Origin of the sequence: Mesorhizobium sp. M0998, assembly GCF_040318885.1 — a bacterium.
Taxonomy (GTDB): Bacteria; Pseudomonadota; Alphaproteobacteria; order Rhizobiales; family Rhizobiaceae; genus Mesorhizobium.
In genome coordinates, this window is record NZ_JAMYND010000007.1 from 159674 (window position 1) to 173947 (window position 14274).

Genomic DNA, 14274 nt, shown 5'->3' on the forward strand with positions numbered 1-14274 from the left:
TGAAGGCAGGTGCGGTGGCGGACGGGAGACCGGAGCATCTTTGGGTGATCGAGCCCGTGGGAGAGCAAGGGTCTTCGTCCGCCGTTCCATCGAACCCGAACAGTCGCCTGGGCCGCAAGCGAAGCCCGATTAGGCAAGGATGGGACAGGATGGAAATCATTGTTGGCATCGACGTTTCCAAGGATCGGCTCGACGTGCATGTTTTGCCGTCGGGCGAGGCGTTCTCGGTGGAGAATGACCACGCCGGGGTGGAGGATCTGGTTCGGCGGCTGGCAGCCCTTTCGCCGGCCGTTGTCGGATTGGAGTCGACAGGCAGCTTCGAGAGACTGGCGGTCGCCGCCTTGGCAGGCGCCGGCCTGGCGATTGTCGTGGTCAATCCGGCGCAGGTGCGCGCCTATGCCAATGCACTCGGCAAGCGGGCCAAGACCGACCCGATCGATGCCGCCGTCATTGCCGCTTTCATCGCTGCGACCAAGCCGCAATTGCGGCCATTGCGCGACGCCGAAACCGAGGCCCTGGCCGAGCTCGTCGCCCGCCGGCGTCAGATCGTGCAGATGATCGTGGCGGAGGAGAACCGTGCTCGCACGGTCATCGCGAAACAGGCGCAAAAGAGCATCCACCGGCTGCTCGTCGCGCTTCGGCGTGAGCTGGCAAGCCTCGATGCGGGCATGGACGATCATATCCGCAAGTCCCCAGTCTGGCGGGTCAACGAAAAGCTGCTTTCCTCCGTGCCGGGTGTCGGTCCTGTCGTTGCCCGCAGCCTGATCGCCGAAATGCCGGAACTGGGCAGCCTCGACCGCCGCCAGATCGCCGCGCTCGCCGGCCTTGCGCCATGGACGAGGCAGTCCGGAAAATGGCGTGGCAAGAGCTTCATCGGCGGTGGCAGGAGCCACGTGCGCGCCGCCCTCTTCATGGCCGCCCTCGTCGCCATCAGGCACAACCCCGTGCTCAAGGCTTTCCGCGACCGCCTGGTCGAGGCCGGCAAGCCGAAGATCGTCGCCGTCGTCGCCACAATGCGCAAGCTTCTCACCATTCTCAACGCTATCGTCCGGGATCAAAAACCGTGGCAAACAACTTGACAGCCAAGACAGTCGCTCTCCCCGTATAGTGACGGGGAGAAGGGGTTGACCGCAATTTAGGCGCCTTTTCCGCAACGTTCGTGACTGGCGAAAGCTTCAGTCAGGCGTTTTTCTCCCCGTCACTATACGGGGAGAAATGCCCGGCAGGGCAATGAGGGGCAGCGCAAACCTGAAGCGATTGCCTTGCAACATTCAGTCCCGCGAGTTGCACCGAACCATCCCGGCGCTATCTATTGGCCATGCCGCCCTTGCGGTTGACTTGGCAACAACCTTCCGATTTACACCGGACCACAAATTCCGGACAGCGCGGACCGTTTTCCCATGCTCGAAAAGACCTACGACGCCAAAGCCGTCGAGCCGAAGATTGCCAGGATCTGGGAAGAGGCCGACGCGTTTCGGGCCGGTGCCGGGGCCGAGGAGGGGGCTGAAGCCTTCACCATCGTCATCCCGCCGCCGAATGTCACCGGCTCGCTGCATATGGGTCATGCGCTCAACAACACGCTGCAGGACATTCTGGTGCGCTTCGAGCGCATGCGCGGCAAGAACGTTCTTTGGCAACCAGGCATGGACCATGCCGGCATCGCCACGCAGATGGTGGTCGAGCGCCAGCTGATAGAAAAGCAGATTCACCGCCGCGACCTGACCCGCGATGAGTTCATCGACAAGGTGTGGGAATGGAAGGCCGAATCCGGCGGCGCCATCCTCAACCAGCTGAAGCGGCTCGGGGCCTCGGCCGACTGGAGCCGGGAGCGCTTCACCATGGACGAGGGCCTGTCCAAGGCCGTGCTCGAAGTGTTCGTGACGCTCTACAAGGAAGGGCTGATCTACAAGGACAAGCGCCTTGTGAACTGGGACCCGAAGCTGTTGACCGCCATCTCGGATCTCGAGGTCGAGCAGCAGGAAGTCAACGGCAACCTCTGGCACTTCCGCTATCCGGTCGAAGGCATGACCTTCGATCCGGAAAATCCGAAGACCTTCATTACCGTTGCGACGACCCGCCCGGAGACGATGCTGGGTGATACGGCTGTCGCCGTCCACCCCGACGACGAGCGTTTCCGGCATCTTGTCGGCAAGAACCTCATCCTGCCGATCGTCGGCCGCAGGATCCCGGTGGTGGCGGACGAGTATTCCGATCCCGAAAAAGGCAGTGGTGCGGTCAAGATCACGCCGGCGCATGACTTCAATGATTTCGAGGTCGGCAAGCGCCACCGGCTGCCGGCGGTCAACATCCTCACCGTCAATGCGGCGGTGAGCCTCAAGGACAATGAGGACTTTCTCGCCGGACTGGAAGTGACGCCCGAGCGCCAGGCCGTCTGGGACGGCCTCGACGGCCTCGACCGTTTCGATGCGCGCAGGAAGATCGTCGAGCTGATGCAGGCGGGCGGCTTTCTCGAAAAGGTCGAGCCGCATCGCCACACGGTGCCGCACGGCGACCGCGGCGGCGTGCCGATCGAGCCGTTTCTGACCGACCAGTGGTATGTCAATGCGGCGGAACTGGCCAAGCCGGCGATCGCGTCGGTGCGCGATGGCCGCACCAATTTCGTGCCCAAAAACTGGGAAAAGACCTATTTCGACTGGATGGAGAACATCCAGCCCTGGTGCATTTCGCGCCAGCTCTGGTGGGGCCACCAGATCCCGGCCTGGTACGGGCCGGACGGGCATGTCTTTGTCGAAAAGACCGAGGAAGAGGCGCTCGGTGCCGCCGTCGAATACTATCTGGCGCTGGAAGGGCCGTGGAAGGCCTGGGTCGAGGACAAGCTTGAGAATTTCCAGCCTGGCGAGATCCTGACCCGCGACGAGGACGTGCTCGATACATGGTTCTCGTCGGCGCTGTGGCCGTTCTCGACGCTTGGCTGGCCGGACCAGACGCCGGAGCTGAAGACCTATTACCCGACCGACGTGCTGGTGACCGGTTTCGACATCATCTTCTTCTGGGTCGCCCGCATGATGATGATGGGCTTGCATTTCATGGACCAGGAGCCGTTCCATACGGTCTATGTCCACGCGCTGGTTCGCGATAAGAACGGGCAGAAGATGTCGAAGTCGAAAGGCAACGTCATCGATCCGCTCGAGCTCATCGACGAATACGGCGCCGATGCGCTGCGCTTCACCTTGACGGTGATGGCAGCGCAAGGGCGCGACGTTAAGCTCGATCCGGCGCGCATTGCCGGTTATCGCAATTTCGGCACCAAGCTATGGAACGCGACGCGCTTCGCCGAGATGAACGAAGTGGCGCGCGACGACGATTTCTGGCTGCGGGACGCCAAGCTGGCGGTCAACCGCTGGATCCTGACGGAGCTGACGCGAGCCGCGCGCGACATAACGGACGGCATCACCTCATACCGCTTCAACGAGGCGGCGGGTGCCGCCTACCGGTTCGTCTGGAACCAGTTCTGCGACTGGTACCTGGAACTGCTGAAGCCGGTGTTCATGGGCGCCGACGAGGCCGCCAAGGCCGAGAGCAGGGCATGCGTCGCCTTCGTACTCGACGAGATCTACAAGCTGCTGCATCCGATGATGCCGTTCATGACCGAGGAACTGTGGGCCGAAACCGCCGGCGAGGGCAGGCAACGGCAATCGCTGCTTTGTCATGCGGCATGGCCGTCGCCCGACTTCGAGGACGAGGCGGCCGCCGCCGATATCAACTGGCTGATCGACCTTGTCTCCGGCATCCGCTCGGTGCGTTCGGAGATGAACGTGCCGCCGGCGGCTATCGCACCGCTCGTGGTGATCGGCGCCAACGACGCGACACACGAAAGGCTCGAGCGTCAGGGCTCGGCTATCAAGCGTCTGGCGCGGGTCGGCGACATCTCGCTCGCCGAGGCGCCACCCAGGGGATCCGCCCAGATCGTCGTCAACGAGGCGACGATCTGCCTGCCGCTCGGCAGCCTGATCGACCTTGCCGCCGAGGCAGCGCGCCTGCACAAGGAGCTTGCGAAGGTGACCGAGGAAATAGCGCGGCTCTACAAGAAGCTGTCCAACGAGAAATTCGTCGCCAACGCGCCGGAAGAGGTGGTGGAGGCCGAGCGTGAAAAACTCGCCGAATATCGCGAGGCGCAAGAGAAGCTTTCGGTGGCATTGGCGCGGGTGCGCGATGCCGGTTGATCGAATAGATTGGGCCGGTTGATCGAACAGATTGGGCCGGCTGATCAAACAAATTGGGCCTGCTGGCCGCAATAGATTCGCCGGTCACGAATCTGCCTTCCAGACAGGCCGCCTGCCACGAAAACGGGCATTCCGCAGCGTAAATCTTGAGGCAAACTGAATGTTTTTGCCCCATTGTTGCCGTAATGTAACAATGGCTGACTGGGCACGCAAAATGCCCTGTTTTGTAGTGATTTAGGGGTTTTTCCCGAGTTTTCTCGTCGATCTGTATTGTGGCGGCCATTTTCCCGCCTCGGTAAGAAGGCCGACACCTTGTCGGAAATGCGTTCAGCCAAGCTGTACATGTACGCACGGCGAATTCGTTGTTGCGCCGTTAACCTGAATTGGTTCTAGCTTGATGCAAGGACATTTCGGGGAGGAGATTCATGTGTTATTCGCGTCTGAAAGTGCTGCTGGGCGCGGGGGCTTTTTGGCTGGCTTTGGCTGGGACGGTGCAAGCCGGGGGCTTTGACCGGGGCGGCGTCAATATCGACCAGCTGTTCGACGCGGCGCCATATTCGTTCGACGCAGGCGTCACCTATGTTTCGCCACAGCGCAAACTCAAGAATGTGCAGCGTCTCGATGGCTCGGGTTTGTCGACATCGGCGGTGGACGTTGGTGGCGATTATGCGGTGCCGCATGTCGGCATCAAGGCCAACATCTTTGAGCCCGTAGACTGTCTTGCCACCTATACGAGACCGTATGGTGCGGACGCGAATTTCGGCATGAACAACGCCTATTCGCCGACAGCGGTCAAATACGCCGTCGACACAGACGATTTCGGTCTCACCTGCTCCTATAAGGTGAACGTCGGCAAGGGCTCCGTACGATTCATCGGCGGTGTCTCCTACCAGCAGGTAGACGCGTTTCTTTCCCGTCAGACACTGCTCGCCTTCGGCAATACCGGCCTCGGTGTCTTCAAGCTATCCGACGAGGCATGGGGTTGGCGTGCGGGCGCAGCCTATGAGATCCCCGAGATCGCTCTGCGCGCCAGCCTGATGTACTCTTCGAGCTACAAATATGACGGGCTGTCGGGAACCGTCGACACGACCGGCTTCAGGGGCGCCTTTCCAGCGGATCTGATTCCCGGCTCTACCGGCGTGTACCCAGTCTCGGCGTCGGCTGAGATACCTCAGGCTCTGGAATTCAAGCTGCAGAGCGGCATAGCTCCTGGCTGGCTGGCCTTTGGTTCCATCCGCTGGCAGGAGTGGAGCAAGCTTGGCGTCATTGCCATCAATGGCGTGCGCAGTCCGGTAACCGGTTTGCCCTCGCCCGTTTCATTCGACCTGCTTTATCGCGACGGCTGGACGGTCACGGGCGGTATCGGGCACAAGTTCACCGATCAATTGTCGGGCGTGGTTTCGCTGACCTGGGATCGCGGCACCTCGACGACCTCCGGCTATCAGTCGGATACCTGGGCCGTCGCCAGCGGCGTCTCCTATTCGCCGAACGACCAGGTCGAGGTCAGGCTCGGCGGCTCGATCGGTGTGCTGACGAGCGGCTCATCGACTTTCAGCGGTGTCGGCGACGTGGCAAATGCCGTTACCTACACCTACGGCAACGACCTGCTTCTCGCTGGTTCGGCTTCCGTCAAGATCAAGTTCTAACTATTGAATTTTAAACGACAAAACGGCCGGGCGCTGCCCGGCCGTTTTGTTCGGTGCGTCATCCGGCATTCGGCCAATGCAACAAATTGCCCCCCATGATGTTCGCTCCGATAATTGTGACGTTTTGGCAACAGTTTCTGAACAACCCTCGCGCCACCCGGCCGCCCGGGAACATTGCCTATTTCCCGCCATAAACCCGGCGCACCTCGAACCTGTCTCGGGACATGCGCCAAAAGGCTAGGCGAAGAGGCAGGCCGCACCGCCCGCGGCAAGGACGAGTATGGACGCCAGAGCGATCTCCAAGGCCAAGCTGCCGAGCCGCCACGTGACCGTTGGTCCCGAGCGGGCGCCGCATCGCTCCTACCTTTATGCTATGGGGCTGTCGGCGGCCGAGATCGCGCAGCCTCTGGTCGGTGTCGCCAGCTGCTGGAACGAGGCCGCGCCCTGCAACATCTCGCTGATGCGCCAGGCGCAAGTGGTCAAGAAGGGCGTGGCGGCCGCCAACGGCACGCCACGCGAATTCTGCACCATCACCGTCACCGACGGCATCGCCATGGGTCATCAGGGCATGAAGTCGTCGCTGGTGTCGCGCGAGGTCATCGCCGACTCGGTCGAGCTCACCATGCGCGGCCATTGCTACGATGCGCTGGTTGGATTGGCCGGTTGCGACAAGTCGCTGCCCGGCATGATGATGGCCATGGTGCGCCTCAACGTACCGTCGATCTTCATCTATGGCGGCTCGATACTGCCCGGCAGCTACCGTGGCCGGCAGATCACCGTGCAGGACGTGTTCGAGGCGGTCGGCCAGCATTCGGTCGGCACGATCGGCGACGCCGAGCTGCTCGAGATCGAGCAAGCCGCCTGTCCGTCGGCCGGCTCCTGCGGCGCCCAGTTCACCGCCAATACCATGGCCACCGTCGCTGAGGCGATCGGCCTGGCGCTGCCCTATTCCTGCGGCGCGCCGGCACCCTACGAGATGCGAGACCGCTTCAATTTCGCTTCCGGCGAAAAGATCATGGAGCTGATCGCAAGGAACATCCGCCCGCGCGACATCGTTACTATAGAAGCGTTGGAAAATGCCGCGACCGTGGTCTCGGCCACCGGCGGCTCGACCAACGCGGCGCTGCATCTGCCGGCGATCGCGCACGAGGCCGGGATAAAGTTCGATCTTTTCGACGTGGCCAGGATATTCGAGAAAACACCCTATATCGCCGACCTCAAGCCGGGCGGCAAATACGTCGCCAAGGACATGTTCGAGGCCGGCGGCATTCCGCTCTTGATGAAGACGCTGCTCGACCATGGCTATCTTCACGGCGATTGCCTGACGGTGACCGGCCGCACTTTGGCCGAAAATATGGAACATGTTTCCTGGAATGACAGCCAGGATGTGGTCCGTCCCGCCAATAGGCCGATTACCCAGACCGGCGGGGTCGTGGGCTTGAAGGGTAACCTTGCGCCCGAAGGCGCGATCGTGAAGGTCGCAGGCATGGCGGAACTCAAATTCTCGGGTCCGGCACGCTGCTTCGATTCGGAAGAGGAATGTTTCGAGGCTGTTACGCACCGTAACTATAGCGAAGGCGAGGTTCTCGTCATCCGTTACGAGGGTCCGCGCGGCGGCCCGGGCATGCGCGAAATGCTGTCGACGACGGCGGCTCTCTACGGCCAGGGCATGGGCGGCAAGGTGGCGCTCATCACCGACGGGCGTTTTTCGGGCGCAACGCGCGGTTTCTGCATCGGCCATGTCGGGCCGGAAGCGGCTGTCGGCGGCCCGATCGGGCTGCTGAAAGACGGCGACTTGATCTCGATCGACGCGGTGAACGGCACGATCGAGGTTGCATTGTCCAAAGCCGAACTGGCTGCGAGGGCAAAGGCATGGAAGGCGCGCACGACCGACTATCAGTCGGGCGCGATCTGGAAATACGCACAGACGGTCGGATCTGCCCGCGACGGCGCGGTCACCCATCCCGGCGGTGCCAAAGAAACACACTGCTATGCGGACATCTGAGTTGTTGAGGTCGTCTGTCCTTTCGGCACTGGTTGCGCTCGCCACGTTTGGCGCGACCTTGGGCGCCGTCGGTCAGGCCATGGCCTTCGACGACAAGGTGTTCGACGACAAGACCGGCGTGAAGCCGCAGTCGAGCCCGTGGGCGGTGTTCCAGTTCGGCTTTTCCGCCTACAAGAACGGCCATAAGGAGCAGGCCGCGGAAGCCTATAAATATGCCGCCGAGAACGGCCAGATCGGCGCCACCTGGAAGCTTGCGCGCATGTATGCCGAAGGCGATGGCGTGGCGCGAGACGACTACGCGGCGTTCAAGTTCTTCAGCGAGATCGTCGACCAGGATGTCGAGCCCGGTTCGCCCGAGGAAAGCTATGTTTCGGACGCGCTGGTGGCGCTTGGCGACTATCTGAGGAAGGGCATTCCCGGCAGCCCCGTCGAGGAGAACGAGGTGGCGGCCCAGGAATATTACATGCGCGCCGCCGCCAACTACCGCAACCCGAACGCCCAGTTCGAGATGGGCCAGATGTTCCTCAAGGGTGAGGGCGGCGTCAAGGCCAGCGTCAAGCAGGCCGGACGCTGGTTCCAGCTGGCGGCCGAAAAGGGCCATGCGGGCGCGCAGGCGACGCTCGGCAACCTGCTTTTCCAAAGCGGCAAGATCGTGCGGGGGCTGGCGATGATGACCGCGGCGCTCGAACGGGCCTCACCCGCCGACCAGCCATGGATCCGCGGCATGCAGGAAGAAGCGTTTGCGGCCGCCGGCGAAGCCGACCGCCGCACCGCGATCTCGCTGGCCGACGACATCCTCACCAAGGGTGGCGGCGACCAATAGGTCGGCAGAATTTCCGTTTTTGAGATCAATTGTCGGTCGGTTCCGCCGGCATGCCGCTGGGCGCCGGTGTTGAGATCGGCGTGCCCTGCAGATGTGGGGCCAGCGTGTTCTCCGGGCAGCCATCCCGCTGCTTTGTCCAGGATGTGTTGTTGAGCACCATCTCGCAACGGGCGAGGTAGCTTTGGCCGGCAAGCGTCAGGCAGGCGACCCGGCCGATCTGGAATGATTTGCCGTTAGCCAGGCACTCTGCATCGGCAAAAGCCGGCGTCGCCACCGCCATCGCAAGCGCGCAGCCGATCGGGCAAAGTGCAAATCGAGTAGTCATGGGAACCCCAGCCACCATGATGATTTCTCATTAAGCGCGCGATTTGTGGCGATAAGAGGTCAACTTATCAATGTGCCGCCGGACAGCAGCTCCGGTCAGGCCGGCTGCAGCGCCAGATCGATCGCCACCGGCACGTGGTCGGAGGGTTTTTCCCAGGCGCGCACCTGTTTTTCGATCGAAGCCGAGGAAAACCAGTTGGCGGCTTCGGGCGACAGAAGCAGGTGGTCAATGCGGATGCCGTTGTTCTTCTGCCAGGCGCCGGCCTGATAGTCCCAGAACGTAAAAATGTCCGAGGCGTCGGTGACGGCACGCACGGCTTCGGTGAAGCCGAGATTCTTCAGCCGCCGGAACGCTTGCCGCGTCGCGGGCTGGAACAGTGCATCGCTTAGCCAGTTTTCCGGATACTTCGCGTCGATCGGCTCGGGAATGACATTGTAGTCGCCGGCCAGGACCAGCGGCTCTTCCAGAGCAAGCCGCTCCTCGGCCCAGCGCTCAAGTCGCGCCATCCAGGAAAGCTTGTAGGAGAACTTCTTCTCGTCGTCGATCGGGTTGCCGTTCGGCAGATAGATCGAGGCAACGCGCAAGGCGCCCTTGTCGGTCGAGAACACGCCCTCGATGAAACGCGCCTGCTCGTCGGCATCGTCGCCCGGCAAACCGCGATTGACCTCGTCGAAACGCAGCTTCGACAGGATGGCGACGCCGTTGAAGCCTTTTTGGCCGTAAGTCTCGACATTGTAGCCGAGCGCCTCGATCTCGGCGCGGGGAAACTGCTCGTCGACCGTCTTGATCTCCTGCAGGCAGGCGATGTCGGGCGCGCTTTCCGTCAGCCAATGGGTCAAATTGCCGATGCGGGCGCGAACGCCGTTGATGTTCCAGGTGACGATTTTCATGACGGCCTCGATAGGCTGGTGGTCCGGAGACTAGCGATCCGGTGGATGACGTTCGACAAGGCCGATCGTATTGCCTGCCGGGTCCTTTAGGAAGGCCATCCATTCGCTTTCCCCCGCCTGGCCGAACAGGCCTTCGGTGTCGCGATGGACGAGCGCCGGCGGCGCGGTGAAGGGAACACCCGCGGCCCTTGCCGAAGCGTGGAACTCGTCGAGGCCCGATATGTCGAGATAGACGGTGCCGGCAGGCAGGCCGTCGGTGAAAAGCAGGCGCACGTCACCGGCCATGATAAAGGCGATGCCCGGCGGATCGAAACGCGCATGCAGGTTCATGCCGAGCACCTCGCGCCAGAACGCCAGCGTCGCATCGAGGTCGCGCCCGGCGGAAAGCGCGACCTGACGGACCGCGCCGACACGGCGCATGCTCATTCACTCCCGAAAGGTTGGGGTTCGGCATTTTCCGCGAGTATTTGCTCTATCATCCATCGCAGGTGCGATGCCTGCTCGCGCGTTGCATTCTCGTCCATCCAATCACAGCCGTTGTAAAGGTCTCCAAGCCAGTGTGGACAATCGTATTTGTCCTCAATCGGCGATACCATACCGCAGACCTGAAAGGGTTCCAGGTCGCCGTCAAGGTAAGTCCGAATGCGTCGAAGGAACAGCTTACGTGCTATTTCCTTGGCTTCATCGGACTTGTCGTTGAAATCGGGAAAACACCGTGCGATCAGCGACCTCAAATGGCCGTGAGCTTTCGCAAGATTAACGGCATTCCGCGGATTGCACCGCACGAGCTGCACATAGTCAGCGTCGTCTGCGTAGACCCGAGCTGCCTTGTGACGGTTGGCCCAACCAACGATATCGACATCGGAAATTGCTTCTATCTCGCGGGCGACAAGGACCGTCATCGGATCCTCAAGGCCCTCGAGGAGCGGCTTCATATTTTCAAATACTGAAGCTGGTGCCGCAGCCGCAGGAGGCGACCGCATTGGGGTTTCTGATCTGGAACGACTGGCCCATCAGATCGTCGACGAAATCGATCACCGAGCCGCCCATATAGACCAGCGACAGGTCGTCGATCAGCACGGTGGCGCCGTCCTTCTCGATGGCGACGTCGTCGTCATTGCGCCCATCGACCAGGTCGAACTTGTAGGAGAAGCCGGAACAGCCGCCGCCCTCGACCGAAACGCGCAGCGCCGTCTTGCCGGCTTCGCTCGCCACAATCTTGGCGATCCGCCTGGCGGCGGCGTCGGTCATCTCGACTTTCATGGCGGTCTTGGCATCAGCGCCCATGGGCGTCACCTTGCTTTCGGTTTTGTATGATAGGTATGAAGCGCGACGGGGCAAGTCAACTGCGGCATACGCTATGACCAACGAGTTGGGCGACATCGGATTCGGCTATCGGCCGCGCGCGGCCTATGCCAGCGACCCGGCGAAGTCGCGCGGGCGGCTGTTCGACGAGGTGGAAAGCCCGACGCGCACGCCGTTCCAGCGCGACCGCGACCGCATCATCCATTCGACGGCGTTCCGCCGGCTGAAGCACAAGACGCAAGTGTTCGTCGCGCACGAAGGCGACCATTACCGCACGAGGCTGACGCATTCGATCGAGGTGGCGCAAATCGCACGCGCTCTGGCGCGGGCGCTGCGCGGCGACGAGGACCTGGCCGAGGCGGTGGCCCTGGTGCACGACTTCGGCCACACGCCCTTCGGCCATACCGGCGAGGACGCGCTGAATGAGAAGATGGCCGCCTGGGGCGGCTTCGACCACAATGCGCAGTCGCTGCGTGTGGTGACGCGGCTGGAGCGGCGCTATGCCGAGTTCGATGGGCTGAACCTCACCTGGGAAACGCTGGAGGGGCTGGTCAAGCACAATGGCCCGCTGACCGATGCCAAGGGGAAAGGGCTGAAGGGGCCGGTGCCGCAGGCTATCCGCGACTATTCCGAACTGCACGACCTCGAGCTCGACCGCTTCGCCGGTATCGAGGCGCAGTGCGCGGCGATTGCCGACGACATTGCCTACAACACCCACGACATCGATGACGGCTTGAGGGCAGGGCTGTTGACGCTCGATATGCTGGAGGGCGTCTCGCTGCCGGGGTCGATCCTCAAGGGCGTGCGTCAGCGCTATCCGGCGCTCGATGACGTACGCACCGGCCACGAGCTGATGCGCCGGCAGATCACCATCATGGTCGAGGACGTGATCGTCTCGACGACGGCCAATCTGGCGCGCATCCAGCCCGACAGCGCCGAAGCGGTAAGGGCGGCCGGCGAGACGATGGTGAGCTTCTCCGCCGAGACGGCCGTATCGGAAAAGGAGCTGAAGGCCTTTCTCTACAAGCACCTCTACCGGCATGCGGAGGTCATGCGGGTGCGCGCCGATGCCGACCAGATCGTCAGGGACCTGTTCGACGTCTATTTCGCCGATCCGCGCGCCATGCCGGATGGCTGGCGCGAAGGGCTCGACCGGGCAGAGGACCGCGTCAAGGCGCGCAGTGTTGCCGATTTCCTGGCCGGCATGACGGACACTTATGCGCTCAAGGAACACAGGCGTTTGTTTGACCATACGCCGGATTTGAGCTAGGGCGGGCGCGATTTTGCCGGCCAACGCGCCGGATCCATGCAAAACCGTCAGAGCCATAGCAATGAACATCTTCGCCGATTTCAACGCGCGAATCATAAAGGCCGTCGAAGCGCTTGATTTGAAAGACAAGGATGGCGCGTCGCCGGACCTGTCGCGCATCGCCGTCGAGCCGCCGCGCGATGCCAGCCATGGCGACCTCGCGACCAACGCTGCCATGGTGTTGGCCAAGCCGACCGGCCAGAGCCCGCGTGCGCTGGCCGAAAGGCTGGCCGAGGCGCTGCGCGCCGACGAGGATATCGCGGCCGCCGAGATCGCCGGCCCGGGCTTCGTCAATCTCAGGCTCAAGGACGGCTTCTGGCAGGCGCATCTGACGGCGCTGCTCGGCGAAGGCCGCAATTACGGCCGCTCGACTGTCGGCGGCGGCAAGAAAACCAATGTCGAGTATGTCTCGGCCAACCCGACCGGCCCGATGCATGTCGGCCATTGCCGGGGTGCTGTGGTCGGCGACGCGCTGGCCAATCTGATGGCCTTCGCCGGTTACGACGTGACCAAGGAATACGTCATCAACGATGCCGGTTCGCAGATCGACGTGCTCGGACGCTCAGTCATGCTGCGCTACCGCGAAGCGCTCGGCGATGAGATCGGCGACATTCCGGCCGGGCTTTATCCAGGCGACTATCTGATCCCCGTTGGTCAGGCGCTGGCCAGCGAATTCGGCCGCTCCCTGCTGCAGATGCCGGACGAAGAGGCGCTTGCCATCGTCAAGGACAGGACGATCGATGCGATGATGGCGATGATCCGCGAGGATCTGGCGCTGCTCAACGTGCATCACGACGTCTTCTTCTCCGAGCGGACGCTGCATGCCAACAATGCCAAGAAGATCCGCTCGGCGATCAGCGACCTGACGCTGAAGGGCCACATCTACAAGGGCAAGCTGCCGCCGCCCAAGGGCGAGAAGCCGGACGACTGGGAGGACCGCGAGCAGACGCTGTTCCGCTCGACCGCGGTCGGCGACGACATGGACCGGGCGCTGGTCAAGTCGGACGGCACCTTTACCTATTTCGCCGCCGATGTCGCCTACCTCAAGGACAAGGTCGATCGCGGTTTCGTCGACCTGATCTATGTGCTTGGCGCCGATCATGGCGGCTACGTGAAGCGGCTGGAAGCGCTTGCCCGGGCGATTGCCGGGGACGAGGTCAAGCTTACCGTGCTGCTTTGCCAGCTGGTCAGGCTGTTTCGCGCCGGCGAGCCGGTGCGCATGTCGAAGCGGTCCGGCGAGTTCGTGACCTTGCGCGAAGTGGTCGAGGAGGTTGGCCGCGACCCGATCCGCTTCATGATGCTCTACCGCAAGAACGACGCGCCGCTCGACTTCGATTTCGCCAAGGTGACCGAGCAGTCGAAGGACAATCCGGTGTTCTACGTGCAGTACGCCTCGGCGCGCTGCCATTCGGTGTTCCGGCAGGCGAGCGAGCAATTGGGCGAGGCCATGTTCGACCGCAACCAGCTGGCCGCCGAAGTGGCTTTGCTGACCGACGAGGGCGAGATCGGCCTGATCAGGAAGCTCGCCGAATATCCTCGGCTGATCGAAGCCGCGGCGCTCGCGCTCGAGCCCCACCGGCTGGCATTTTACCTTTACGAACTCGCTTCCAGCTTCCACGGACACTGGAACCGGGGCACCGATAATCCCGACTTACGTTTTGTTAAGGTTAACGACCGACAATTGACGCATGCCAGACTAGGGCTGGTGCAGGCTGTTTCGGACGTTTTGACGTCCGGCCTGACGCTGATCGGAGCCAATGCGCCCACCGAAATGCGTTAGGTTTGAG

12 protein-coding genes are annotated in these 14274 nt (G+C 62.4%); 7 read left to right on the forward strand and 5 right to left on the reverse strand.

Annotated features, from left to right (window positions below):
* Positions 1-149: 149 nt before the first annotated feature.
* The 5 genes from NKH59_RS09530 (at position 150) to NKH59_RS09550 (ending at position 8658) form a co-directional block, all read left to right on the forward strand.
* Positions 150-1079 (forward strand): IS110 family RNA-guided transposase, encoded by a 930-nt coding sequence (locus NKH59_RS09530; protein ID WP_352903969.1) that lies wholly within the window; start codon positions 150-152, stop codon positions 1077-1079.
* A gap of 321 nt (positions 1080-1400) precedes the next feature.
* Complete coding sequence (locus tag NKH59_RS09535; RefSeq protein ID WP_353021615.1) at positions 1401-4184, forward strand: valine--tRNA ligase; 2784 nt, start codon at positions 1401-1403, stop codon at positions 4182-4184.
* A gap of 425 nt (positions 4185-4609) precedes the next feature.
* The gene (locus NKH59_RS09540; protein ID WP_353021617.1) at positions 4610-5830 is read left to right on the forward strand and encodes an OmpP1/FadL family transporter; all 1221 of its coding nucleotides are present in this window, start codon (positions 4610-4612) and stop codon (positions 5828-5830) included.
* Positions 5831-6110: 280 nt separating this feature from the next.
* Positions 6111-7835, forward strand: coding sequence for a dihydroxy-acid dehydratase (ilvD, locus tag NKH59_RS09545; RefSeq protein WP_353021619.1), 1725 nt, complete (start codon positions 6111-6113; stop codon positions 7833-7835).
* Complete coding sequence (locus NKH59_RS09550) at positions 7822-8658, forward strand: tetratricopeptide repeat protein (protein ID WP_023678939.1); 837 nt, start codon at positions 7822-7824, stop codon at positions 8656-8658. Before ilvD ends, NKH59_RS09550 begins: the two co-directional genes overlap by 14 nt.
* Before the next feature lie 25 nt (positions 8659-8683).
* On the opposite strand, the gene NKH59_RS09555 is transcribed toward NKH59_RS09550, so the two are convergent.
* The 5 genes from NKH59_RS09555 to erpA all read right to left on the reverse strand — a co-directional run bounded on the left by NKH59_RS09555 (position 8684) and on the right by erpA (position 11160).
* The gene (locus NKH59_RS09555) at positions 8684-9001 is read right to left on the reverse strand and encodes a hypothetical protein (protein WP_023678938.1); all 318 of its coding nucleotides are present in this window, start codon (positions 8999-9001) and stop codon (positions 8684-8686) included.
* Positions 9002-9078: 77 nt separating this feature from the next.
* Positions 9079-9873, reverse strand: a complete 795-nt coding sequence (gene xth / locus NKH59_RS09560; protein WP_352500877.1) for an exodeoxyribonuclease III — start codon at positions 9871-9873, stop codon at positions 9079-9081.
* Between the two features lie 30 nt (positions 9874-9903).
* Entirely contained in the window at positions 9904-10293 is a 390-nt protein-coding gene (locus NKH59_RS09565; RefSeq protein WP_352454660.1) for a VOC family protein, read from the reverse strand.
* A 2-nt stretch (positions 10294-10295) separates the two neighbouring features.
* On the reverse strand, positions 10296-10775 hold the full coding sequence (locus NKH59_RS09570) for a hypothetical protein (RefSeq protein ID WP_353021622.1): 480 nt from the start codon (positions 10773-10775) through the stop codon (positions 10296-10298).
* 37 nt (positions 10776-10812) lie between these two features.
* Positions 10813-11160 (reverse strand): iron-sulfur cluster insertion protein ErpA, encoded by a 348-nt coding sequence (erpA, locus tag NKH59_RS09575; RefSeq protein WP_352539735.1) that lies wholly within the window; start codon positions 11158-11160, stop codon positions 10813-10815.
* A 73-nt stretch (positions 11161-11233) separates the two neighbouring features.
* On the opposite strand from erpA, the gene NKH59_RS09580 reads away from it, so the two are divergent.
* Together NKH59_RS09580 and argS are read left to right on the forward strand one after the other, a co-directional pair.
* On the forward strand, positions 11234-12448 hold the full coding sequence (locus tag NKH59_RS09580) for a deoxyguanosinetriphosphate triphosphohydrolase (RefSeq protein ID WP_352539736.1): 1215 nt from the start codon (positions 11234-11236) through the stop codon (positions 12446-12448).
* Between the two features lie 61 nt (positions 12449-12509).
* Positions 12510-14267: an arginine--tRNA ligase gene (gene argS / locus NKH59_RS09585; protein WP_352539737.1), complete on the forward strand. Its 1758-nt coding sequence runs from the start codon at positions 12510-12512 to the stop codon at positions 14265-14267.
* The last annotated feature ends 7 nt before the right edge of the window (positions 14268-14274 follow it).

Excerpts from the sequence above, each read along its gene's own strand:
- ilvD (WP_353021619.1), top strand. The coding sequence starts at position 6,111 with ATGGACGCCAGAGCGATCTCCAAGGCCAAGCTGCCGAGCCGCCACGTG.
- NKH59_RS09555 (WP_023678938.1), bottom strand. The coding sequence starts at position 9,001 with ATGGTGGCTGGGGTTCCCATGACTACTCGATTTGCACTTTGCCCGATC.
- NKH59_RS09535 (WP_353021615.1), top strand. The coding sequence starts at position 1,401 with ATGCTCGAAAAGACCTACGACGCCAAAGCCGTCGAGCCGAAGATTGCC.
- NKH59_RS09550 (WP_023678939.1), top strand. The coding sequence starts at position 7,822 with ATGCGGACATCTGAGTTGTTGAGGTCGTCTGTCCTTTCGGCACTGGTT.
- argS (WP_352539737.1), top strand. The coding sequence starts at position 12,510 with ATGAACATCTTCGCCGATTTCAACGCGCGAATCATAAAGGCCGTCGAA.
- NKH59_RS09540 (WP_353021617.1), top strand. The coding sequence starts at position 4,610 with ATGTGTTATTCGCGTCTGAAAGTGCTGCTGGGCGCGGGGGCTTTTTGG.
- NKH59_RS09565 (WP_352454660.1), bottom strand. The coding sequence starts at position 10,293 with ATGCGCCGTGTCGGCGCGGTCCGTCAGGTCGCGCTTTCCGCCGGGCGC.
- xth (WP_352500877.1), bottom strand. The coding sequence starts at position 9,873 with ATGAAAATCGTCACCTGGAACATCAACGGCGTTCGCGCCCGCATCGGC.
- NKH59_RS09570 (WP_353021622.1), bottom strand. The coding sequence starts at position 10,775 with ATGACGGTCCTTGTCGCCCGCGAGATAGAAGCAATTTCCGATGTCGAT.
- erpA (WP_352539735.1), bottom strand. The coding sequence starts at position 11,160 with ATGGGCGCTGATGCCAAGACCGCCATGAAAGTCGAGATGACCGACGCC.
- NKH59_RS09530 (WP_352903969.1), top strand. The coding sequence starts at position 150 with ATGGAAATCATTGTTGGCATCGACGTTTCCAAGGATCGGCTCGACGTG.
- NKH59_RS09580 (WP_352539736.1), top strand. The coding sequence starts at position 11,234 with ATGACCAACGAGTTGGGCGACATCGGATTCGGCTATCGGCCGCGCGCG.